This window comes from Streptomyces achromogenes subsp. achromogenes, assembly GCF_000720835.1.
In the GTDB taxonomy this organism is placed as follows: Bacteria; Actinomycetota; Actinomycetes; order Streptomycetales; family Streptomycetaceae; genus Streptomyces; species Streptomyces achromogenes.
On sequence record NZ_JODT01000017.1, the window covers coordinates 90269 to 111592 of the forward strand.

22 protein-coding genes are annotated in these 21324 nt (G+C 74.1%); 13 read left to right on the forward strand and 9 right to left on the reverse strand.

The window, feature by feature from the left end; translation table 11 throughout:
* Window positions 1-102 precede the first annotated feature (102 nt).
* Entirely contained in the window at window positions 103-1596 is a 1494-nt protein-coding gene (locus tag IH25_RS0118255) for an MFS transporter (RefSeq protein ID WP_245172816.1), read from the forward strand.
* Window positions 1597-2178: 582 nt separating this feature from the next.
* Complete coding sequence (locus IH25_RS0118260; protein WP_078844293.1) at window positions 2179-2469, forward strand: phosphatase PAP2 family protein; 291 nt, start codon at window positions 2179-2181, stop codon at window positions 2467-2469.
* 97 nt (window positions 2470-2566) lie between these two features.
* On the opposite strand, the gene IH25_RS0118265 is transcribed toward IH25_RS0118260, so the two are convergent.
* Both IH25_RS0118265 and IH25_RS0118270 read right to left on the reverse strand, forming a co-directional pair.
* Window positions 2567-3448 (reverse strand): dioxygenase family protein, encoded by an 882-nt coding sequence (locus IH25_RS0118265; protein ID WP_078844294.1) that lies wholly within the window; start codon window positions 3446-3448, stop codon window positions 2567-2569.
* Window positions 3449-3496: 48 nt separating this feature from the next.
* Entirely contained in the window at window positions 3497-4435 is a 939-nt protein-coding gene (locus IH25_RS0118270; protein WP_030610975.1) for a helix-turn-helix domain-containing protein, read from the reverse strand.
* A 177-nt stretch (window positions 4436-4612) separates the two neighbouring features.
* Between IH25_RS0118270 and IH25_RS0118275 the strand changes: the two genes are divergently transcribed.
* Window positions 4613-5599, forward strand: a complete 987-nt coding sequence (locus tag IH25_RS0118275) for a LysR family transcriptional regulator (RefSeq protein ID WP_051754001.1) — start codon at window positions 4613-4615, stop codon at window positions 5597-5599.
* Window positions 5600-5742: 143 nt separating this feature from the next.
* Window positions 5743-7110: a trypsin-like serine protease gene (locus IH25_RS0118280; protein WP_030610980.1), complete on the forward strand. Its 1368-nt coding sequence runs from the start codon at window positions 5743-5745 to the stop codon at window positions 7108-7110.
* A gap of 82 nt (window positions 7111-7192) precedes the next feature.
* Here IH25_RS0118280 and IH25_RS0118285 read toward each other — a convergent pair whose 3' ends face one another.
* Window positions 7193-7999, reverse strand: a complete 807-nt coding sequence (locus IH25_RS0118285) for a sulfite exporter TauE/SafE family protein (protein ID WP_030610984.1) — start codon at window positions 7997-7999, stop codon at window positions 7193-7195.
* A 94-nt stretch (window positions 8000-8093) separates the two neighbouring features.
* Between IH25_RS0118285 and IH25_RS0118290 the strand changes: the two genes are divergently transcribed.
* The 7 genes from IH25_RS0118290 to IH25_RS0118320 all read left to right on the forward strand — a co-directional run bounded on the left by IH25_RS0118290 (window position 8094) and on the right by IH25_RS0118320 (window position 14121).
* Window positions 8094-8879, forward strand: a complete 786-nt coding sequence (locus IH25_RS0118290) for an AraC family transcriptional regulator (protein ID WP_030610986.1) — start codon at window positions 8094-8096, stop codon at window positions 8877-8879.
* Window positions 8880-8933: 54 nt separating this feature from the next.
* Window positions 8934-9893 (forward strand): alpha/beta fold hydrolase, encoded by a 960-nt coding sequence (locus tag IH25_RS0118295; protein WP_030610989.1) that lies wholly within the window; start codon window positions 8934-8936, stop codon window positions 9891-9893.
* Between the two features lie 144 nt (window positions 9894-10037).
* Complete coding sequence (locus IH25_RS0118300) at window positions 10038-10394, forward strand: PRC-barrel domain-containing protein (RefSeq protein ID WP_030610994.1); 357 nt, start codon at window positions 10038-10040, stop codon at window positions 10392-10394.
* 33 nt (window positions 10395-10427) lie between these two features.
* Window positions 10428-10601, forward strand: a complete 174-nt coding sequence (locus IH25_RS41680) for a hypothetical protein (protein ID WP_167346032.1) — start codon at window positions 10428-10430, stop codon at window positions 10599-10601.
* Window positions 10602-10693: 92 nt separating this feature from the next.
* Complete coding sequence (locus IH25_RS0118310) at window positions 10694-11866, forward strand: polysaccharide pyruvyl transferase family protein (RefSeq protein WP_051754002.1); 1173 nt, start codon at window positions 10694-10696, stop codon at window positions 11864-11866.
* Between the two features lie 33 nt (window positions 11867-11899).
* Window positions 11900-13309, forward strand: coding sequence for an FAD-dependent oxidoreductase (locus tag IH25_RS0118315; RefSeq protein WP_245172817.1), 1410 nt, complete (start codon window positions 11900-11902; stop codon window positions 13307-13309).
* 95 nt (window positions 13310-13404) lie between these two features.
* A complete protein-coding gene (locus IH25_RS0118320) occupies window positions 13405-14121 on the forward strand; it encodes a LamG domain-containing protein (RefSeq protein ID WP_051754003.1) in 717 nt (238 codons plus the stop codon).
* A gap of 6 nt (window positions 14122-14127) precedes the next feature.
* Here the strand turns inward: IH25_RS0118320 and IH25_RS0118325 are convergent, their stop codons facing one another.
* The 6 genes from IH25_RS0118325 to IH25_RS0118350 all read right to left on the reverse strand — a co-directional run bounded on the left by IH25_RS0118325 (window position 14128) and on the right by IH25_RS0118350 (window position 19666).
* Window positions 14128-14379: a hypothetical protein gene (locus IH25_RS0118325; RefSeq protein ID WP_051754004.1), complete on the reverse strand. Its 252-nt coding sequence runs from the start codon at window positions 14377-14379 to the stop codon at window positions 14128-14130.
* 70 nt (window positions 14380-14449) lie between these two features.
* Window positions 14450-15295, reverse strand: a complete 846-nt coding sequence (locus IH25_RS0118330) for an STM4011 family radical SAM protein (protein ID WP_030611005.1) — start codon at window positions 15293-15295, stop codon at window positions 14450-14452.
* 9 nt (window positions 15296-15304) lie between these two features.
* A complete protein-coding gene (locus IH25_RS0118335) occupies window positions 15305-16651 on the reverse strand; it encodes an STM4012 family radical SAM protein (RefSeq protein ID WP_030611007.1) in 1347 nt (448 codons plus the stop codon).
* Window positions 16648-17487 carry an STM4013/SEN3800 family hydrolase gene (locus IH25_RS0118340; protein WP_030611010.1) on the reverse strand — a complete coding sequence of 280 codons (840 nt, stop codon included), beginning with the start codon at window positions 17485-17487 and terminating at the stop codon, window positions 16648-16650. The genes IH25_RS0118335 and IH25_RS0118340 overlap by 4 nt, the downstream gene beginning before the upstream one ends.
* Window positions 17488-17533: 46 nt before the next feature.
* Window positions 17534-18664, reverse strand: a complete 1131-nt coding sequence (locus IH25_RS0118345) for an STM4014 family protein (RefSeq protein WP_107058414.1) — start codon at window positions 18662-18664, stop codon at window positions 17534-17536.
* 45 nt (window positions 18665-18709) lie between these two features.
* Window positions 18710-19666 carry an STM4015 family protein gene (locus IH25_RS0118350; protein ID WP_030611014.1) on the reverse strand — a complete coding sequence of 319 codons (957 nt, stop codon included), beginning with the start codon at window positions 19664-19666 and terminating at the stop codon, window positions 18710-18712.
* 173 nt (window positions 19667-19839) lie between these two features.
* On the opposite strand from IH25_RS0118350, the gene IH25_RS0118355 reads away from it, so the two are divergent.
* Together IH25_RS0118355 and IH25_RS0118360 are read left to right on the forward strand one after the other, a co-directional pair.
* Window positions 19840-20166, forward strand: a complete 327-nt coding sequence (locus IH25_RS0118355; RefSeq protein WP_030611016.1) for a hypothetical protein — start codon at window positions 19840-19842, stop codon at window positions 20164-20166.
* A 48-nt stretch (window positions 20167-20214) separates the two neighbouring features.
* Window positions 20215-21225, forward strand: coding sequence for a DUF6745 domain-containing protein (locus tag IH25_RS0118360; protein WP_051754006.1), 1011 nt, complete (start codon window positions 20215-20217; stop codon window positions 21223-21225).
* The last annotated feature ends 99 nt before the right edge of the window (window positions 21226-21324 follow it).

Genomic DNA, 21324 nt, shown 5'->3' on the forward strand with positions numbered 1-21324 from the left:
CAGCACTGTGACAGCGAGACAAAAAAGTGCCTTCTTCCCCGCTCGGGGACGGTTACCCAGGATGGAGCCCGTAACAAATCGGCTCCCATGAAAGGCACACGCATGTCCGCTCGGACCGTGCCCGCACCGGCGGTACGGACGTCCCGCCGGCTCGCGCTGGCGATCCTCTGCGCCGGCCAGTTGATGGTGATCCTCGACGGCACCATCGTGAACGTGGCGCTGCCGGCCGTCCAGGAGAGCCTGGGCTTCTCCTCCTCGGCGCTGGGCTGGGTCGTGAACGCCTATCTGATCCCGTTCGGCGGCCTGTTGCTGCTCTCGGGCCGGTTCGGCGACCTCTTCGGGCGCAAACGGGTCTTCGTCACCGGTCTGGTCCTCTTCACCGGGGCGTCCCTGCTGTGCGGCCTGGCGCAGAACGCCACCGCGCTGCTTGTCGCCCGGTTCGTCCAGGGCGTCGGCGGCGCGGTGACGTCCTCCGTCACCCTCGCGATGATCGTCACCATGTTCACGGAGCCGGGCGAACGCGCCAGGGCGATCGGCGTCTACAGCTTCGTGCAGTCCGCGGGCGGCACCCTCGGGCTGCTGCTGGGCGGTGTGCTGACCCGGGCCGCCGGATGGCACTGGATCTTCTTCGTCAACGTGCCCATCGGGGTCGTCGCCGCCGTCCTGGCCCAGCGCATGCTGGTCGCCGAGCGGGGCACGGGCCGGGGCAAGGGCACCGACGCGCTCGGCGCCGTACTCATCACGTTCTCGCTCATGCCGGCCGTCTACGCCATCGTCGCGGCGGCCGACCACGGTTTCGGCTCCGCCCGCACGCTCGGCTCCGGCCTGGCCGCCCTGGTCCTGCTCGCCGCGTTCGTCGTACGGCAGGCCAGGGCCGAGAACCCGCTGCTGCCGCCCCGGATGTTCCGCTACCGCGCCGTCTCCGGCGCGCTGGCCACACATGCCCTCATGATCTCGGGCATCTTCGGCTTCCAGTTCCTGGCCGTGCTGTACATGCAGAAGGTGCTGGGGCTCGACGAGGTGCAGACCGGTGCCGGTGTCGTCCCCGTCTCCCTGCTGATCGGCATCATGTCGCTGTTCCTCGCCCCCCGTCTCCTCGGCAGGTTCGGGGCCCGGGCCGTCCTGTGGGCGGCACTCGCGCTGATCGGCGCCGGCCTCGGCATGCTGGGACGGATTCCGGCGGACGGCACCTATCTCGCCGATGTGTTCCCCGCGACCGTGCCGCTCGGGATCGGGTTCGGCCTGGCGATGCCGGCGCTGGCCGGGCTGGCCATGTCGGGCGCGACCCCGCAGGACTCGGGCCTGGCCTCCGGGATGTTCAACACCGTGCAGCAGGTGGGTGCCTCCCTCGGTCTCGCCGTGCTGAGCGCCCTCGCCGCCTCGCGCACCGGCACCCTGCTGCACGACGGTGCGTCCCGGGACGAGGCGCTGACCGGCGGCTACCGACTCGCCTTCCGGGTCGGCGCGGTCTTCGTCCTGGGCGCACTGGTGATCGCCGTGACCGTCCTGCGTACACCGCGCCGGACCACGCGCGATGCCTCCGCCGACGGTCCCGCGCCCTCCCGGGCGGCGGAGGCGGACGCGGGCACACCGTGACGGTCCGCGCGCGCCCTGCCGCCCTGGGACGACTACGGTGTTCCGCTCCTGTTCCCTGCGCCCCGCCGTGCGCGGCACCTGAAGTGAGTGCGCACGGCACAGCACCTCCGCACCATCGCACCGAAGCTCCACACACACGCCGCGCACCACGTCCGCCGCACCGCGTACGGCACCTACGCGGTGTGCGGGGTGTCGGCGAGCGACGCATCGGCAGAGAGGAACTGTCCCGCATGCTCCGTACGCTGCGCACATTCCGCACGCCGCGCGAAAGAAGAGGCAGACGCGGCCGGATACGCGCCAGGGCGGTGGCCCTCTCGACCGTGTTCGCCACGGGGGTGGGCGCGCTTGCCCTCGCGCCCCAGCCCGCCTCCGCGGCGCCGAACTACTCCGGCGACCCGGTCCTGTACTGGAACGACGTCCTCCTCGGCGCGATCCGCACGGCCGGCGGCACCCCCGGCCCGATCTCGCGGGCCGCCGCCGAGATGAACGCGGCCCTCTACGACGCCGAGAGCTCCTACCGGCTGCGCTGGCACACGATGACCTCCGACCCCTATCTCAAGGCGGTCGACTACACGGAAGCCCCTGTCGGGCACGACACCGTGCTCCCCGGCCTGGGCCTCCGGCCACTCCGCGTTCGGTGCCGCGTGGGCGAGGATCATGCGGCAGTACTTCAAGACCGACGGCATCACCTTCACGGCATCGACCGACGAGCCCAAGTCACCGGTCAGGAACCGCACGTTCACCAGCTTCAGCCAGGCCGCCCGCGAGGAGGCCGACAGCAGGGTCTGGCTCGGCGTCCACTACCCGTGGGACGCGAGCGACGGACTGACCCTCGGCGAGAACGTCGCCACCTGGTCTTCACCCACAAGATGAAGTTCGCTGGTTTGTAGGGCAGTTGGCTCCGGGACTACCTGAGTCCGCGCGGGCGCCCGCCCCCCCCCGGCGGGCGCCCGCCTCGGGCGGCCTGAGCTCAGACCGCGCGCCACAGAGCCGGTACGGACGGGGGTTCCCAGCCCGGCTGGGCGGTGTGCGGCTGGAGGCAGACGTAGCCGCGGCCTCCGTAGCTGACCTGGTCCCCCGCCCGGTACGCGGTCCCGACGGCCCAGGTGCCGCCGGGCGGTGTGGGGCTGGGGCCGGGGCCCGGGTCCTGTGCCACGTCGAGGACGAAGTCGAACGCCGCCTCCCGGCCGCCGTTGCCGTCGCGCACGGTCATCAGCAGCCGTGGGTCGAAGATCGTGTCGGTGTTGTTGCGCGGTTCGTTCGGGAAGTACAACTGCGTGGTGAGCACGGGCCGGTTGGGGGCCTGCACCTTGACGTGGAGGTGCCGGGTGCGCCCCGGGTACAGGCCCGGCACGATCGTGGTGAGCGCGAAGGTGCCGCGCGAGTCGGTGTACTGGTGGCCCCGGAACCGGAACCCGGTGTTGTCGTAGGCGCCGTTGTCGTCGGCCTGCCAGAAGTCCAGCAGGACACCGGACAGGGGGCGGCAGGCCCGGCCGAAGACATAACCGCTCACGGTGAGCCGGGTGCCGGGCACTCCGGGCTCCAGGAGGCTGGTGCGCTCAGGCGAGTGGGGCTTGAAGTACGGGCCCTCGATCTGCTCCGGGGTGGGGTCGTCTCCGTCGTCGCACGGCGGCGTGAGCTGGGGCTCCGTGCCGCTCGCGGCCAGGGTGCGGGCGAGCGCGGGGCCCCCGGCGAGGGCCAGGGGGATCGCGGCGGTGGCCGCGAGCGCCGCGCGCAGCACGGTCTTGCGGCCGACGAGCCGGGCGCCACCCGGTGCGTCCGGCACGTGCGCGCCATCGTCGCCGGTGCCGTTGCCGTTGCGGTCGGTGTCGTGCGTACCTGCTCCGTCCATGTCTCCTCCTGTGGGGGCGGGCGCCCTGGGGCCGGATCGGCAATGAACCTAGGCGTGCGCCGGCGGGGCTTCGAGGGACTGATGAGGGCGGCTGTGGTGTTTTCGGAAGTCGCCGGGGCTGCTGCCGGTCTCCCGCCGGAAGAACCGGCTGAAGTAGGCGGGGTCGGCGAAACCGGTACGGGCGGCGACCTGCCGTACCGACAGCTGGGTGTGGGCCAGCAGCCGTTGCGCCTGGTAGGTCCGGGCCTCGATGAGCAGCCGTCCGGGCGGGCGGCCGGTGGCGGCCCGGACCGCCTGGGTGAGGTAGTGGGGGGTCACCCCGAGCCGGTCGGCGCACTCCCGTACGGACCAGGTCGCCGCCTCCGGGCGGGTGATCAGCCGGGTGAACGCCCCGGCGACGGCGGCCGGCCGGCCCTGGGCACGCGGGTCCCGGCCGGTGCCGGTGCGGCCCGGCAGCCGGGCGGCGCGCACGACGAGCACATGCAGCAGGGAGCGCAGCACGCTCTCGTGTCCGGGGGCCCGCTCCCGGTGCTCCGCGACGAGTTCGGCCATCAGGCTCCGCACCGACCGGTCCTGCTCGGGGTCCAGGGCGAACCAGCACCGCTCGCCGAGTTCCCGCAGCACCTCGCGGTCGCGGGGGTGGTCCACCAGGAAGTCGTCGGTGAACAGGGCGAGCGTCCCCTCCGGTCCCCGGCCGCCCTCCCAGTGGTGCACCTGGCCGGGCAGGATCACCGCCAGGTGCGGGGGGCGCAGCGGCCAGCGCGCGAGGTCGACGACATGGGTGCCGGAACCGGCACTGACGTGGACGATCTCGTAGAAGGTGTGCCGGTGCGGCCGGTCCCACCGGGACAGCGGCCCCACGGCCTCGAAGGAACCGGCGGCGAAGGGCGGGGCGCCGGGTCCGGCCACCTCCAGCCGGTGCAGGGGCACGTCCCCGGCCGCGGGTGGCGAGCCGGGGGTTCCCGGTAACACGGTGGTGCTGCGCATCGGCCATGCTCCCCTTTCTCCAGGACCTGTCGGGCCCCGCACGGACGCCAGCAGGTACAGACCAATCGCGTCGCTGTGACCATGCCACGGACCGGGACACCGGGAAACAGCGAAACCCGTCCCTCTGGTCTGTACCAGCCTCTTGCCCCGGGCCCTCCCACCCCGCAAGCTCCCCTCATGGAGCTGGAGTTGCGGCATCTGAAGACCATTCGGGCCATCGCGGAAGCGGGCAGTCTGACCAAGGCGGCGACGGCCCTCGGACTCGCCCAGCCGGCGCTCAGCGCGCAGCTCAGGCGCATCGAGCGGGCGTTGGGCGGCACGCTCTTCGAGCGCGGACGGTACGGCGTACGGGCCACCGCCCTCGGCGAGCTGGTCCTGGAGCGCACCCGGATCGTGCTGCCCGCGGTCAGCGAACTCCAGCGGGAGGCGGCCCGGTTCGCGCGCGCCCGGCGGGACGGGGAGCGGCTGCGGCTCGGCGGCACCCACGGTCCGCTGCTGGGCGCGCTGGTGGACCGGCTCGCCGACGCCGTCCCCGGCACCACCGTGACCACCTGCGCCTCCTGGTCGGAGCGGGAACTGGCGGAGCTGCTGGCCGAGGGGCGCCTGGACTTCGCGTTGGCCGGCGCCTGCGGCTCCGCTCCCCCGCCGGACGCACCGCACCTGACCTGGGAGGAGGTCGCCGTCGACCCGGTGTTCGTGATGCTCCCCGACGGTCATCCGCTCGCCCGTGGCCGGGAGGTCGACCTGGCCGCGCTCGCCGGCGAGGAGTGGGCGTGCGTTCCGGGCGACGGCTGTTTCGGGGACTGTTTCACCGCGGCCTGCGCCCGGGCCGGTTTCACGCCCCGCCGCATGTACGAGACGGACACCGCGTCCTGTGTCCATCTGGTGCAGGTGGGCCGGGCGGTGGGCCTGTGCCGGGCCACCTTCCCGCCGACGCCCGGGATCACCACCCGGCCGCTGGCCGGGACCCCGCTGGTGTGGCGGCACCTGCTGGGCTGGCACCGGGCCGGGCAGCGGTCGGACACGGCGGCGACGGTGCTGGCGCAGGCCCGCGCGGCGCACGCCGGCGTCGCGGCCCGCAGCGACAGCTACGCGCACTGGCTGGCGCGACGCGAGGACCGGGACGTCGCGGCCCGGCAGCACCGCACCGGCCTCGCCTCCTGAGCACACCTCATCTCCGCCTTCTCGACATCCCGCCCACGTCCCCGCCCATAACGCGGAGGCAGGGGGTCGGCTGACGTCTTACGGCGCGGCGCGGGATCTCCCTACGGTTTCGGCACTCCCACCGAATCCGAGGAGACCTCCCCATGCTCCAACGCCACCTCAGAGCCGCGTGCGCCGCCGCCGCGGCGGCGGGTGCCCTGCTCGCGGCCGGGCTCAGCGGCTCCGCGAGCGCCCAGCCGGCCGCCTCCCCCGCCCAGCCCACGGCGGCCCGGACGCTCCGCACCGACGCGGCGCCGCCCGCCCTCCTCGGCGCACTCCAGCGGGACCTGGGACTGGACCGCCGGCAGGCGGAGCGCCGGCTGGCCAACGAGGCCGAGGCGGGCGCCACCGCCGGCCGGCTCCGCGCCGCGCTCGGCACGGACTTCGCCGGCGCGTGGGTGCGCGGCGCGGAGTCGGCCACGCTGACCGTGGCCACGACCGATCCGGCCGACGTGCCGGCGATCCGGGCGCACGGCGCCCGCGCGGTCGTCGTGGACCACTCCCTGGCCGAACTGGACGCCGCCAAGGCCCGGCTGGACCGCGCCGCGGCGCACCGCGCCACCACCGACGCCCCGGTCTGGTACGTCGACGTGCCCACCAACACGCTGGTGGTGGAGGCGATACGGCCGGAGGCCGCGCGTTCCCTGCTGGCCGCCGCACACGTCGACGCCTCCCTCGCCCGCACCGTGAAGTCGGCCGAACAGCCCCGTCCGCTGTACGACCTGCGCGGCGGTGACGCGTACTACATCGGCAACAGCAGCCGCTGTTCGATCGGTTTCCCGGTGACCCGGGGCACCCAGCAGGGCTTCGCGACGGCCGGGCACTGCGGTCGGGCCGGCAGCACCACCACCGGCGCCAACCGGGTCGCGCAGGGCACCTTCCAGGCGTCGGTCTTCCCGGGCAACGACATGGCGTGGGTGGCGGCCAACGCCAACTGGACGGCGACGCCGTACGTCACTGGTTCCAGCGTCCCGGTCGCCGGGTCCGCGCAGGCCCCGGTGGGCTCCTCGGTGTGCCGCTCCGGCTCCACCACGGGCTGGCACTGCGGCACGGTGCAGCAGCTCAACACCAGCGTGACGTACCAGGAGGGCACCGTCAGCGGGATCACCCGTACGTCGGTGTGCGCCGAACCGGGCGACTCCGGCGGCTCGTTCATCTCCGGCAGCCAGGCGCAGGGTGTCACCTCGGGCGGCTCGGGCAACTGCACCAGCGGCGGTACGACGTACTTCCAGCCGATCAACCCGATCCTCCAGTCCTACGGCCTGACCCTGACGACGACCGGGACCGGCCCCGGGGACCCGGAGGACCCCGGTGACCCGGGCGAGCCGGGCGGCACCTGGGCGGCCGGCACCGTCTACCAGGCGGGCGACACGGTGACGTACGGCGGGGCCTCCTACCGCTGTCTCCAGGGCCACCAGGCGCAGGCGGGGTGGGAGCCGCCGAACGCCCCGGCGCTGTGGCAGCGGCTGTGAGCGATTAGTCCACCGGACCCCCGAGGGCCCGGGCGCCGGCGACGGGGCGCTCGGGCCCGATGCGCGTCCCGGGCTCCCCGGGTCACGCCCCGGTCGCCACCATGACGACGAGGACGGTCAGCAGCAGGACGACGTAGGCGACCGAGTGGACGCGGTCCGGGACCCGGCCGGTGACCCGTCGCAGCAGGGTGATGGTGGGCAGCGAACCGAGGAGCAGGGCGGCGCCCGCCGCGAGGTCGACGTAGCCGAGCCGGCCGGAGGCTGTGGACGCGCCGGGGGCGAGGGCGTAGACGAGGGTGCCGGCCACCGCGACGGGGACGCTGAGCGGGTTGGCCAGGGCGGTGGCCTCGGCCATGGGCAGGCCCCGGCGCCGCAGCAGCGGGACCGTCATGACGCTGCCGCCCACGCCGAGCGCGGCGGCGATCAGGCCGATGCCCGTGCCGCCGAGGGTGGTGGTGGCCCGGTCCAGGGGCCTCGGACGCGGCTGGTGCGCCACCGAGAGGAAGCCCTTGCGCAGCAGGCTGTCGCAGATCGTCACCAGCAGATAGCCGGCGAAGAGCAGGCGCAGCGCCGTACCGCCGAGGAAGGTGGCCGCGAAGGACCCGGCGGCGGCGCCCGCCGTGATGAACCCGGCCAGCGGCCAGACGTAGGCCCGGCGCAGCCGGCCCTGGCGCCACTGGACCAGGGCCGCGGCCGTCGCGTTGACGACCATGACCGCCGTCGAGGTCGCGACCGCCACGTGCATGGCGTCGGCGTCCGGTCGTGCCGTGGCGGTCCAGACGCCGTAGACGACGGGAACCGTGAGGAAGCCGCCGCCGAAGCCGAAGAGCACGGTCGTCACGCCGGTCAGGCAGCCGAAGAACAGGAGGGTGGGGAGCGAGGACAGCACGGCAAGGACGCTACGAAGCACAAGCGATGGCGGGCAATCGACAAGTCGCCGACTTCTTACGCGCAGCGGACAGGCGGGTCGGTACGCTCGCGGTATGCGCAACATCCCGGTCGCCGAGGTGGACGACCTGGACCGCGCCGTGCTCGCCATCGGCACGGACTACCCCCACGACCACCTCCTCGCCTGGCACGAACACCGCCGCGCCCAGGTGCTGTACGCGGCCACCGGTGTCATGCAGGTCGAGACGGCGGACGGCGGCTGGACGGTCCCCACCGCCCGCGCGGTGCTGATCCCGCCCGCGACCCGGCACCAGGTCACGATGACGGGGGTGAGCACCCGCAGCCTCTACATCGAGCCGGCCGCCGTGCCGTGGTTCCCCGCCCGCTGCCGGGCCGTCGACGTCTCGCCCCTGCTGCGCGCCCTGATCCTGGCGGCCGTCGAGATGGAGCCGCGCTACGCCGAGCACGGCCGCGACGCCGCGGTGGCCGCCCTGCTCCTGCACGAGCTGCGCAACCTCGCCCCGCTGCCCCTCGATGTGCCGCTGCCGGCCGAGCCCCGGCTGCGCGCCCTGTGCGAGGCGTTCTGGTCCGCGCCGGACATCCACGACCCGCCCGCGCGCTGGTGCGCCGCCCTCGGCGTCAGCGAACGCACCCTGGCCCGGCTGTTCCGGCGGCACACCGGCCTGAGCTTCGCGCAGTGGCGGCAACGCGCCTGCATCCTGCGTTCCCTGCGGTACCTCGCCGCGGGCATGCCGGTCACCCGGGTCGCGGTCACGCTCGGCTACGACAACCCGGCCGCGTACACGGCCGCGTTCCGCACGCTCCTCGGCCGGCCCCCGTCGGCGTACCGGAGCACCGGCGCGGTCCCCGGCCCTCCGTAGGGCGGGCGAGCGGGTCGCCGTGCGCGCGATGATCATCCGAGTAGTCTCGGGGCCATGGTTGAGCATCGCATGGTTGACGTGAACGGAATCAGGCTGCACATCGCCGAGGAGGGCGAGGGCCCCCTGGTCGTGCTGCTGCACGGTTTCCCGGAGTCGTGGCACTCCTGGCACCGCCAGTTCGGCCCGCTGGCCGCCGCGGGTTTCCGGGTGGTGGCCCCCGACCAGCGCGGATACGGGCGCAGCGACCATCCCGAGGCCGTCGACGCGTACACCATCCTGCACTTGGTCGGCGATGTCGTCGGGCTGATCCGGGAGCTGGGCGAGGAGCGGGCGTACGTCGTCGGGCACGACTGGGGCGCGCCGGTCGCCTGGCACACCGCGCTGCTGCGGCCGGACCTGGTGCGCGGGGTGGCCGGTCTGAGCGTGCCGCCGCCGTTCCGGGGGTCGCGGCCTCCGCTGCCCGCCATGGACCAGATGTTCGGCGGCCGCTTCTACTGGAACTACTTCAACCGTCCCGGGGTCGCCGACGCCGAGTTCGCCGAGGACACCCGCACCGCGTTGCGCAAGTTCTTCTACTGGGGTTCCGGGGACGCTCCCGGCGCCGGGCAGAAGCAGCCGCTGGTCGACCCCGAGCGCGGCTGGCTCGCGGACATGGCCGACCCGGAGGTGCTGCCGGCGTGGTTCACCGAGGAGGATCTCGACGCGCTCACGGAGAGCTTCTCCCGGGGTTTCACCGGGGCCCTGAACTGGTACCGCAACCTGGACCGGAACTGGGAGCTGACCGCGCCCTGGCACGGCGCCGTCGTCACCCCGCCGGCCCTGTACGTCTACGGCGACCGGGACGTGGTCCCCGCCTTCCCCGGCACTCCGGAGCTCATCGAGCGGCTGCCCTCACTGATGCCCAATCTGTGGCGCGAGCCGCTGAAGCTGGCCGGCTGCGGCCACTGGACCCAGCAGGAGCGGCCGGACGAGGTGAACGCGGCGCTGATCGAGTTCCTGACCTCGTGCCCGTGAACTGATCACCTCGGGCCCGTGAACTGATCACCCGGCGTACCGGCCCGACATCCGGCCCCGGGCCGGTACGCCGTCCGGGGCATCGGCCCCACCGGTGTCACATCCCCGGCTCGCGAGTGGGTACCCCGTGCACAGGAGGTACCGATGTTCGAGGCATCCGATATCCGCGAGTGGCGGGGTCACGACGTGGTCGACACGGGCGGTCACAAGATCGGCGTTCTGGAGTCGGTCTACGTGGACACCGCCACCGACCAGCCCTTCTTCGCCACGGTGACCGTGGGTCTGCCCACCCGTCGCCGGCTGGCGTTCGTCCCCCTGACGGGCGCGACGGTCGGTCCGGGCTACCTGAAGGTCGCCCAGAGCAAGGACCGGGTGAAGAAGGCCCCGTCCATCGAGACCGACGGCGAACTGACCGCCGCCGACGAACCGGGCGTCTTCGCCCACTACGAGCTGCCCTACGCACCGGGCGCCGGCGGCGAGCGACGTCTGGCCCGCCGCTGATCCACCGAACCCGCCGGAGATCCGGGAGATCCGATGAGCCTGTTTCTGTTCCTGATCCTCGTGGCCGTCGTCCTGGGGATCATCGGATTCGTCGTCAAAGGCCTGTTCTATCTCCTGGTCATCGGCGTCGTAGTCCTCGTCCTGGCCCTGGTCTTCGCCGCCGTGCGCTTCCGCCGGGGCGGCCGCAAGCACCGCGTCCCCCGCTGACGCGGCCGGTCCCGAGGCGGCTCCGGTCGCGGGTCCCCACCGGAAGGCGGCAAGCTGGTACAGCTTCTGCTGCGAGCCGTAAGGGAGCGGTCATGGATGGCGCGGACGGCGTGACCGTAGGCGTACTGGGTTCCTACGGGGGCCGCAACGTCGGCGACGAGGCGATCCTCACCGCCCTGCTGGACCAGGTCCGGGCCGGCCGCCCGGACACCCGGTTCGTGGTCTTCTCCCGCAATCCGGCGCACACCCGCTCGGTCCATCCGGACGTCGAGGTGGTCGGCTGGGAGGGGGTCTGCCGGGAGGTCGTCTCGGGGCCGCTGCGCCGGCTGAACGTGCTGGTGCTCGGCGGCGGCGGGATCCTTTACGACACCGAGGCGCGCCGGTATCTGCGGCTGGCCGGCACCGCGCAGAGCCTCGGCGTCCCCGTCTTCACCTACGCGGTGGGCGCCGGGCCGCTCACCGACGAGACGGACTGCGCGTACGTGCGCACGGTGCTGTCGGACGCGGTCGAGGTGACGGTCCGCGACGAGGAGTCGAAGCTCGTCCTCGAAGAGGCCGGACTCGTCCGGCCCGTCCGCGTCACCGCCGACCCGGCGCTGCTGCTGGAGCCCGGAGACCGCGGCCGGGCCCTGCTGCGCGCGGAGGCGGTGCCCCGGCGGAGGCGGCTGGTGGGGATGAGCGTCCGGGAACCCGGGCACGCCGCCGAGCACCTGGACGAGGAGGGGTACCACCAACTGCTCGCCAGCATGGGCGACTTCCTGGTGCAGCGGCTGGACGCGCACATCGTGTTCATCTCCATGGAGCGCGGCGACATCCGGCACGCCCACGCCGTGGCGGCCCGCATGGCGGCGGCCGACCACTGCACCGTGCTGCACCGCGACCACGGTCCCCAGGAGGTCCTGGACATCGTCGCGCAGCTGGACCTGGCCGTCGGCATGCGGCTGCACTTCCTGGTCTTCGCCGCGCTCGCCGGCATCCCCCTGCTGCCGCTGCCGTACGCCGGGAAGGTCTTCGACTTCGCCCAGCGGATCGGCGCGCCCGCGCTGCGCGGTGTGGTCCGGGAGACGTCCGGGCTGCTGCTGGCGGAGGTGGACCGGCTGTGGGACGAGCGGCACGCCCGCGCGGCGGACGCGGCGGGACGCACGGCCGCGATGCGGCTGCGGGCGGCCGGGACCGGGGAGCGCCTCCTCGCCTATCTGGACGGTGCCGCCGCGCCCGGCGTCCGCCACGCCGGCACACCGGTGCCCGCCTCCACCGCCCGCTGACACCGGTGCCCGCCATCCCCCGAGGGAGTGAACGTGTCCCACCTGATGCCACCCCGGGTCCCCACCACGGTGGAACTGCCGCCGCGCCGGGCCCTGCACGCGGGCTCCACCCAGGTGCTGGTGGTCGGCGGCGGGCCGGCCGGTCTCGGCGCGGCCGTGGGGGCGGCCAACGCGGGCGCCGAGGTGGTCCTCGTGGAGCGCTACGGCTTCCTCGGCGGCAACGCCACCGCGGCCCTGGTCATGCCGCTGATGAGCTTCCACAACGAGGTCAAACAGGCCGTGCCCGGCGACACCACGCGGCTGCTGCCGCCCGACCACGGCGAGGGGGAGCCGGTCGTCGGCGGGGTGCTGTGGGTCCTGCTCGAGCAGCTGGTGCGCACCGGAGCGGCGATCCGGCCCTCCCTGGAGACCGGCTACACCGTGCCGTTCGACCCGGAGCTGTTCAAGCTGGCGGCCTATGAGCTGCTGGAGAACCACGAGGTCCGGATGCTGCTGCACGCCTTCGCCTCCGGCCTCGTCGGTCTGCCCGACCGGGTTCGGGCGGTGTTCGAGACCAAGTCGGGGCCGCTCGTGCTGGACGCGGACGTGATCGTCGACTGCACCGGGGACGGTGACATCGCCGCGGCGGCGGGTGCGGGGTACGAGACCGGCCGGCCGGAGGACGGCTGGACGCAGCCCATGACCCTGATGTTCCGCATGGTCCGCTTCGACCACGAGGAGTTCGCCGCCTACACCCGCGCCCGGCCGGACCAGTGGAAGGGCGTGCACGGGCTGTGGGACCTGGTCCGCGCGGCCACGGACGCCGGTGAGCTGGACCTGCCGCGCGAGGACATGCTCTTCTTCGCCACCCCGAACGCGGGCGAGGTGGCGGTCAACTCCACGCGGGTCACCGAGGTGCTCGGCACCAGCGTCTGGGACCTGACCCGCGCGGAACTCGCCGCACACCGCCAGATGGCGCAGATCGCCCGGTTCCTGCGCGACCGCGTGCCGGGCTTCGCCGATTCCTACGTGGCGCAGAGCGGCGTCCAGATCGGGGTCCGGGAGACCCGGCGGATCACCGGCGAGTACCTGCTGACCGGCGAGGACGTACTGTCGGCCCGCAAGTTCGACGACGCCGTGGCGCGCGGCGCCTACCCGGTCGACATCCACAACCCGAGCGGTCGCGGCACCAGGCTCGAACGGCTGCCGCGCGGCGAGTCGTACGACATCCCGCTGCGCTGCCTGCTCCCCCGGGGTCCGGAGCGGGTGCTGGTCGCGGGCCGCTGCATCTCCGGGGACCACGTGGCCCACTCCTCCTACCGCGTGATGCCGATCTCCATGGCCACCGGGCAGGCGGCGGGCGTGTGCGCGGCCCTCGCGGCGACCGGGGAGCGGCGGCCGCGGGACGTTCCGGTGAGCGCGGTCCAGCGGGAACTCCGGGCGCAGGGCGCCAGCCTGCCTTGACGCCTCCGCCGTCTCTGCTTCACCCACACGAAGGAAATACGCTGCGCCGGTCAGCCCCCGCGCATGTCCGGGCCGTCGCCGGTGAGACATCCGACATGAGCGAACCGACGACGGGCGCCTCGCCGCCGGCCCCCCGCCACCCACGCCGGTCCGAGGTGGTGTTCACGGCCGACTTCGCCTCCACGGCGCAGTGGACGGCGGGCCGTTCCTCGGCCTATCCGGGAGGCGGTCCGGTCAATCCGGACGACGACAAACTGGACCATCTGGTGGACGACGCCGGTCACAGCCGCTCGGGTGTGTTCCGGGCCACCCGGCGGCCGGACGGCACCTGGGACACCGGCCTGCTGACCACCGAGGACAGCGAGGAGGAGTTCGTCCTCCTGGCAGGGGACGTGCTGGAGGCCCGGGTCCGGCTGCCCACGGAGACCGGCGCGTGGCCGGCCATCTGGACCTGGCGGGACGGCGGCCAGGAGATCGACGTCTTCGAATACCACCCCGACCACCCGGACCTGCTGGAGCTGACCAACCATGTGCGCGGGTCCCAGCGGTACGTGCACCACGACGCGGTCCGGCCGGGCGCCTGGATCGACCTGCGCACCGAGTTCGGGCGCCACTCGGTGGACTGGTGGCTGAACGGCGAGCAGGTGTTCGCGGACGGGCGCGGGGTGGGGCGCCGCTGGCACGCCTTCCTCATCGTCAACCTCTCGGTCTGCGCCGGGCGCTACCACCCGCCGCCCGAGCCGGAGACGACCGAGATGACCTTCGAGGTGAGCAGCCTGGTGGTGCGGCGCCCGGCCGACGACGACGCGTAGGCTCCGTCAGCCGTCGGACCGGTCCTCCTCGCCGCCCCGCGGCCGGTCGTCCTCCCGCCGCCGGTCCCCGGCCTCCACGCCGCGCAGCGGCTCCCCGGCCGTGGTGCCGCTGTCGGGCTGGTAGCCCTCCTTGGCGCTCGCCGTGCCCGGGACGGTGTGCTCGTGCGCCTGGCTCTCGGCGCCGGAGTGCGCTCCGGGCTCCTTCTCGTCGCGGGCCCGCCCGTACCGGTCGGCGGGCTCGCCGGTGTGTGCGCTCATGGCGTCCTCCGCTCCACTCGTCGGCATGCCCGGGTTCCCCCGTGCCGGGCGGGAAAACTCCGGGCCGGCCTCAGCGACCGGCCGGTATCCGCTCCAGGACCCCGCCCGCGAAGACGTCGTACAGCGGGAGCGTCTCCAGGTGGACGTAGCCGATGTGGCAGTCGCACACGGCCAGCGGGCAGGGGCGCGGGCCGAGTGCCGCCCGGTAGGAGCCGTCGTAGAGGTTGCCCAGCTCGGCGCGGACGAAGTGGCAGCGGCGGACGGTGCCCTCGCCGTCGACCGAGACGACCGACTCGCCGGTGCGGCAGGGCAGCCCGGCGCTGGCGTGCGGATGGCGGCTGTAGGGGAACAGCGGGTCCAGGTCCGTCCAGTCGGCGGCGTCCGCGTCGGTGTAGGTGTGGCCCTCGGCGGCGTTCACCCAGAGGTAGACGTGGTCCGGCAGGTCGGCGCGGAGCCGGCGGGCGTGGTCCAGGTGCCCGGGCAGGCCCACGATGCCGACGCTGTACCGGATGCCGCGCCCGGCGAGATCGCGGCACTTGGCGAGGAAGCGGTCGTACGGGGTCTGCCCGGGGTGGTAGGTGCACCACAGGGCCACGGTGGCGGGGTCGGCGTCGGCCAGCCAGTCCGTGCGGCAGCTGAGGTTGGTCTGGATGGCGACGCGGCGCACGTGCGGCAGCCGGGACAGGTCCACCAGGGCCCGCCGGTACCAGGACCGGACCAGTCCCTCGCCCCACGGGGTGAACAGCACCGACAGGCGGTCACCGGTCTGCGCGGCGGCCCAGGCGGTGAAGCGGTCCAGGGCGGCGCGGTCGGCGCGCAGCTGCTCCGGGGTGTCACGCCGCTTGGCGAACGGGCAGTAGGGGCAGTCGTAGTCGCAGGAGGCGAGCGGGCCGCGGTAGAGGATCGTCAGGTCCACGCGGGCCGCCTACTTGCTTTCGTAGGCGGCCATCGCCGCCCGTACGGCCGGGGAGAACAGCTGGGGGCCGATCGCGTCGGAGTGCGCCAGTCCTTCCGCGGTCAGCCGCAGCCGGCGGGTGCCGTCCGGTTCCAGCCAGCCGCGGTCGGCGAAGCGGTGCAGTTCGGCGCCGAAGTCCTCGGCGGGGTCGGTGCCGAAGCGCGCACGGTAGTCGGCGACCGCCAGGCCCTCCGCCTGGAGCAGGGATTGCAGCAGATGGCGGCGGCGGGCCTCGTCCGGTGTCATGCGGCGGCCGTACTCGGCGTGCGCGAAGCCGGCGGCGGGCCGGGCCACGTAGTCGTCGATGATGGCGCGGATCTGGTGCATGCCGACGGCGTAGTCGAAGGAGTAGTGCAGACCGGCCGTGTACGAGCGGGCGCCGCAGCCGAGGCCGATCATGCCGTCGGTCTGGCAGGCGTAGTCGTCCGGGCCCTGGGGCGGGGCGTCGGCGCGGCGGAACATGCGCATGGAGTGCTGGACGTAGCCGTGTGCGAGGAGGTGGTCGCGGCCCAGCCGGTACAGGCGCAGCCGCTGCTGGTCCCAGGCCGGGTCGGGGCCGGGGCGGCGGCGGTCCAGGCCGGTGAGGGGGCGGACGTACAGGGGGTAGAGGTACAGCTCCTCGGGGTGCCAGGCCAGGGCGGCGTCCAGGGAGTGCAGCCAGGTGGTGTCGGTCTGGCCGTCGATGCCGTAGATGAGGTCGATGTTCAGCACCGGAATGGCCGCGTCCCGGATCCGGGTGAGGGCCGCCTCCACGTCCGCGCGGCGCTGGGGGCGTACGGCGGCGCGGGCCTCGGTGTCGACGAAGCTCTGCACGCCGAGGCTGAGCCGGGTGGCGCCCCGGTCGGCGAGGACCGCGAGGCGGTCGGCGGTGGCGGTGGCGGGTGACGCCTCGACGGACAGCGGTACGGCCCGCAGGTCGGCGCCCATCCGGTGCTCGGCTATGTCGCACAGGCGCGTCAGTTCGGCGGCGGTGAGGAAGGTGGGTGTGCCGCCGCCGAACGCGGCCGTCGCGAAGCGGACGCCGGCACTGTCGCCGAGGGCGGCGCGGACCGTCGTCGCCTGGCGTTCCAGGGCGTCGAGGTAGGCGGTGGTGAGGCCGTCGGGGGCGCCGATCCGGGTGAACAGGTTGCAGAAGCCGCAGCGGACCTCGCAGAACGGCACGTGCAGGTAGAGGGAGAGCGCGTCCTTGGGCTCCCCTGCCCACAGGGCGGTGAGCGCGGGACGGTCGGGCAGGGGGCCGTAGGCGGTCTTGTGGGGGTAGGCGTAGACGTAGCTCTGGTACGGGCTTGCGTCGGTGGGCTGGGGGGCGAGCGTCATCGGGCGGCCTCGGCGGGCGTGGGTTCCTGGGGGTGGGCGGGGTCGAGGACGAAGTGGGCGTAGGGCACGGTCCACACGGACGGGTGGCCGAGGCGGTGCCCGGTGTAGCCGTCGTCGCCGTAGGCGGTGCCGTGGTCGGAGCAGACGATGGCGAAGCAGGGGCGCCGGCTGCTCGCGGCGGCGAACAGGCGGCCGATGTGCCGGTCGACGTATTCGAGTGCGGCGGCGTGCGTGGCGCGGGTGTCGCCGGCCTCGCGGGTGGCGCCGGGCAGGTGGAACCAGTTGGGCTGGTGCAGGGCCGACACATTGACGAAGAGGAACAGCCGCTGGTCGGCGGGGAGCCGGCGCACGACCTGTTCGGCGCGGGTCACCTGGGCCTCGAAGGAGGTGGGTGAGGCGACGCCGAACTCCGGTTCCCAGTGGGACTCGTGGAACAGTCCGGGCAGGACCGAGCCGAGCGGGCCCTGCTTGTTGAAGAAGCCCACTCCCCCGATGCACACGGTGTGGTAGCCGTCCTTCGCGAGGGCGGAGACCAGGTCGGGGGTGTCGTAGACATAGGTGCCGTCGGCGGTGGTCTCGCTGCCCGCGAAGCGCGCGGCGAACAGCCGGGGGTGCGGGCCGGGGGCCGCCGGTGTGGGCAGGAAGCCGGCGAAGATGGCCTGGTGGGAGGCGTAGGTGAAGCTTCCGGGGGCGTGTCGTTCCTCCCAGCGGCCGCCGGGCAGGTGGCGGGCCAGGTGGGGGATGCGGCCGGCCGCCGCCAGTTCGGCCGCCACGTCGTGGCGCAGGGTGTCGAGGGTGACCAGCAGCAGGTCGTGGCTGCCGATGATCCGGTTCATGTCCGGTTGCCCGGCGCGGCCCGGGGGCTGGTGCGACGGCGTCGGGTCAGGCGAGGGCATGGGGTGTTCCCGTTCTGTTCTGGTGCGGGTGGGACGGCGGTGTGTGCCGGGCGAGGGCGGCGGCGACCTGTGTCGCGTAGGTGTCGAGGTCCTGGGCGCCGCTGCCGGGCAGGCCGGTGAGTCCGGGCAGCAGGTCGCCGAAGGCGTTGACCTCGCCGACGGCCGCCCGGCGCCAGCCGGTCGCGGGCAGCAGGTCGACGCCGACACACAGGGTGCGCGGGAAGCAGGCGGCGGCCTGTTCGCACACCCCGAGGACGTCGGCCCAGCGGGCGCCCGACGCCTCGACGGCGGCGCGGGCGGCGTCGAGGTCGCCGCGCCGGCCGCCCAGGTGGAGGTTGGTCAGCGGGGAGGTGCCGGTGCGTACGACGGCGTGGGTGGCCCGGCCGGCGACCACGACGACCCGTAGGTCGGCGGGGCGTCCCCGCTGGGAGGCCTTGGGCAGCCAGCGTTCCAGGTGCAGGCCGTCGGGGGCCAGGGTGTCGACGATGGCGGCGATGTGCCGCTCGTCGGTGTAGCGGTGGATCCGCAGCGAGTTGAACAGCCGCCCGTCCGGGGCGAGTTCAACGGAGGTGGTGGCGCGGATCCGGCCGCCGCCCGCGGCCTCGACCGCGAGCACGCCGGACGCGGACGAGCCGTGCGCGAGCTTCACGAACAGCCGTGGCATCCGGTGCTCCCGCATCAGGGCGCGCACGTCGTCCCACCCGCGCACGGCCGGCGCGTGGGCGCCGGAGGTGGGTGAGTACGGCACGGGCACACCCGCGCCGGCCAGGACGGCGTGGCAGCGGCGCTTGTCGAACAGCACGGCGAGGTCGTCCGGGTCGTCCAGACGGGTGCCGCCGCGCAGGCCGCGCAGCGCGGCGGTCAGCGTGGCGTACCAGCGGGCCGAGCCCTCCACCCGGGTGGGGTCCTCGGAGCCGCGCAGCAGCCGGTCGACCTCGGTGTTCTCGCCCGGGGAGTCGAGCCGGACCAGTTCGCCGGCGTCGAAGGCGGCTCCGCCGGCGCGCAGGACGTCCGCCCAGGCGACGACGCGCGGGGCGGGCAGGCCGGCCGCGCGCACCGCCCGGGCGAAGAGCGTGACGCGGCGGTTCTCGGGGTTGCCGACCACCGCGAAGCGCACGCCGCCTGCTTCGCGCGCGCGGAGGTCCTGGTGGTGCGCGGCCACTTACTCGCCCACGGACACGTAGCGCCACACCGTGCCGTCGCTCTCCACGTCCTCGTCCGCGTCGTCCCGGTCGAGGTCGAGCTCGACGCCGGCGGGCTCCAGGGTCTGCCGGAGCCGGTCCAGCAGGGGCTCGGTGATGTAGTGGTGGTGCAGGTCGAGCTTCTTCAGGTGGGTGAGCGGCTGGCCCGCGAGGAGGGCGGCGGCGCCGTCGTCGGTCAGGATGCCCAGGGAGAGGTCCAGCGTCTCCAGGCGGGCCACCACCGGGGCGGAGGCGACGGCCGCGGCGACGGCGTCCTGTATCTCGCTGTCACGCAGCGCGAGGTGGCGCAGGCTCGGCAGGCGCGCCCCGGACAGGATGGGTTCCAGGTCGGCGGGCTCGCTGTCGCCGCCGTAGTCGGGCGTGCCGAGCCACAGGTCGAGGTGTTCCAGGGCGGGCAGGTCGCTCGCGCCGACTCCGCGCACGACCTCCGCGGGCAGCCCGCCGCTCTCCATCGTGAGCACGCGCAGCCGGGCGTGGCTCACGGCGGGGAACTCCAGGCCCGATCCGCCGCGCACGCCGAACTCCTCCAGCGCGGGGAAGCCGGTGAGCAGCGGGGTGACGTCCGTCTGGTTGATCCAGGAGATCTCGCACTCCTCGGACTCCATGTCGCCGAGGAAGAGCGCGCGCAGGGCGGGCAGGCGGTCCCGGGCGGCGAGCAGTGCCTCGATGACGGCCGAGGAGTCGGTGTCGTACGCCTCGTGCCAGGCGCCGACGACCAGCGCGCGGACGCGGGTGGTGTCGACCTTGTCCAGGAAGCGGGCGAAGACCTCCTCCCACTCCTCCCCGGCGTCGTAGACGGTGGTGCCGACGCGCCAGGCGACGCCGTCCGGTTCGGGCAGGTCCGTGTTCCGGTCCGGCTCGGGGAACGTGTACACGGGCAGGCCGTGGAAGACGTGCGGGTGGTCGCCAAGGGTCATGCTGCTGCTCCCGGAAGCTGGGTCGGACGCGGGGTGATGGGGGCAGTTCTACCAACCGGCACTGACAACGGCGGAGGGCGGGGGGCGTTCACGGGGGGCGTTGTCAGTGGTGGGTCCTACTGTCGGTGGCACTGCGGGCGGTGCGGTGTGCGCCGCCGTCGAGGGGAGTGTTCATGTACCGGCAGGGAGACGTGCTGCTCGTGCCCGTGGCCGAGGAGGCGGTTCCGGCTCATGTGGCGGGTGCGCCGCGGGAGAAGAGGGACGGGCGGGGCCGGCTGGTCCTGGCCCTGGGCGAGGTCACCGGGCACGCGCACGCGGTGGTGGGTCCGGGTGAACTGGTGCGGGAGCCGGGCCCGTTCGGGCCGATGCTGCTGCGGCTGCCCCAGGGCGGGCGGGTGGTGCACGAGGAGCACGCGCCGATAGCGCTGCCCGCGGGGTGGTACCGGGTGGTGCGGCAGCGGGAGTACGTGCCCGGTGCCGTGCGGATCGTGGCGGACTGAGGGACGGGGCGGACCGTGAGGACGGGGACGCGGCGGGAGGGGTCGTCGGTGGAACGTGAGGACACGGGGCGGGATGTGGCCGGGCAGTGGCGGGCGTGGGCGGCGTCGACGGAGCCGGCCGACCGGCGGCGGGCCGAGGCGGGTGTCCGTGCGGCCTATCGCGCGGTGGGGCTGCCCGGGCCGGAGCGTGTGGTGTGGGCGGGTTCGCCGTGCGAGGGCGTCGCGCTGGTGCGGTCGTTGCCGGACAAGGGGCCGAGTGTCCGCGAGGCGGTGCGCAGCGCGCCGTGGGCGGCCCGACGGCGGCTGCTGCACGAGGAATTGGGCGCGGCCGGCTGGGCGGCGCACTGGGCGGCCACCGGTGGGCGGCTGTGGAGTGGGAACCAGGCGCTGGTCGACCGGATCCGGGCGGGTGTGCTGGAGGAGCTGGGCGAGGGCCCGGAGATACGGCTGGCGCTGCTGGACGCGGTGCTCGGGCAGCACGACGCGCCCTGGCTGGCGGCGTTCGCCGGGCGGGAGGGCCCCCTGGCGGGGCTTGCCGAGGTGTGCCGCAGCGCGGGGTGGTGGTGGCCGTTCGCGAAGGTGGCCGTGGTCTGCGAGCGCCCTTCGGCGCTGTACCGGGACGAGGCGGGCCGGCTCGACCGCGGTGACGGCCCGGCGCTCGCGTTCCCGGACGGCTTCGCGCTGTACGCGTGGCGGGGCATGCCGGTCCGGGCGTCCTTCGTGGCGGAGCTGCGCACGCTCACCCCGGAGCGCATCCGGTCCGAGGAGAACGCCGAACTGCGCCGGGTGATGCTGGAGTTCTACGGCTACGACCGCTATCTGGCGGACTCGTCGGCCCGCCCGCTGCACCGGGACGAGACCGGCACGCTGTGGCGGATCGATCTCGACGGGGACGAGCCGGTGGTGATGGTCGAGGTGCTCAACTCCACTCCGGAGCCGGACGGTTCGCACCGCACCTACTGGCTGCGGGTGCCGCCGGCGACCCGGACGGCACGGCAGGGGGTGGCCTGGACGTTCGGTCTGGCGGAGGCGGCGTACGCGCCGCTGCGGGAGACCTGATCCCGGTCCCTCGGTCCTGGGTCGCACGGGGGACGGCTCCGCACCGCGTCGGTGGCGGTGCGGAGCCGGGGCGGTGCGCTTGCCGGGGGCCGCGGGCGG

Excerpts from the sequence above, each read along its gene's own strand:
- IH25_RS0118350 (WP_030611014.1), bottom strand. The coding sequence starts at position 19,666 with ATGACCCTTGGCGACCACCCGCACGTCTTCCACGGCCTGCCCGTGTAC.
- IH25_RS0118325 (WP_051754004.1), bottom strand. The coding sequence starts at position 14,379 with ATGAGCGCACACACCGGCGAGCCCGCCGACCGGTACGGGCGGGCCCGC.
- IH25_RS0118300 (WP_030610994.1), top strand. The coding sequence starts at position 10,038 with ATGTTCGAGGCATCCGATATCCGCGAGTGGCGGGGTCACGACGTGGTC.
- IH25_RS0118310 (WP_051754002.1), top strand. The coding sequence starts at position 10,694 with ATGGATGGCGCGGACGGCGTGACCGTAGGCGTACTGGGTTCCTACGGG.
- IH25_RS0118275 (WP_051754001.1), top strand. The coding sequence starts at position 4,613 with ATGGAGCTGGAGTTGCGGCATCTGAAGACCATTCGGGCCATCGCGGAA.
- IH25_RS0118355 (WP_030611016.1), top strand. The coding sequence starts at position 19,840 with ATGTACCGGCAGGGAGACGTGCTGCTCGTGCCCGTGGCCGAGGAGGCG.
- IH25_RS0118280 (WP_030610980.1), top strand. The coding sequence starts at position 5,743 with ATGCTCCAACGCCACCTCAGAGCCGCGTGCGCCGCCGCCGCGGCGGCG.
- IH25_RS0118295 (WP_030610989.1), top strand. The coding sequence starts at position 8,934 with ATGGTTGAGCATCGCATGGTTGACGTGAACGGAATCAGGCTGCACATC.
- IH25_RS0118270 (WP_030610975.1), bottom strand. The coding sequence starts at position 4,435 with ATGCGCAGCACCACCGTGTTACCGGGAACCCCCGGCTCGCCACCCGCG.
- IH25_RS0118320 (WP_051754003.1), top strand. The coding sequence starts at position 13,405 with ATGAGCGAACCGACGACGGGCGCCTCGCCGCCGGCCCCCCGCCACCCA.
- IH25_RS0118290 (WP_030610986.1), top strand. The coding sequence starts at position 8,094 with ATGCGCAACATCCCGGTCGCCGAGGTGGACGACCTGGACCGCGCCGTG.
- IH25_RS0118265 (WP_078844294.1), bottom strand. The coding sequence starts at position 3,448 with ATGGACGGAGCAGGTACGCACGACACCGACCGCAACGGCAACGGCACC.
- IH25_RS0118340 (WP_030611010.1), bottom strand. The coding sequence starts at position 17,487 with ATGAACCGGATCATCGGCAGCCACGACCTGCTGCTGGTCACCCTCGAC.
- IH25_RS0118255 (WP_245172816.1), top strand. The coding sequence starts at position 103 with ATGTCCGCTCGGACCGTGCCCGCACCGGCGGTACGGACGTCCCGCCGG.
- IH25_RS41680 (WP_167346032.1), top strand. The coding sequence starts at position 10,428 with ATGAGCCTGTTTCTGTTCCTGATCCTCGTGGCCGTCGTCCTGGGGATC.
- IH25_RS0118335 (WP_030611007.1), bottom strand. The coding sequence starts at position 16,651 with ATGACGCTCGCCCCCCAGCCCACCGACGCAAGCCCGTACCAGAGCTAC.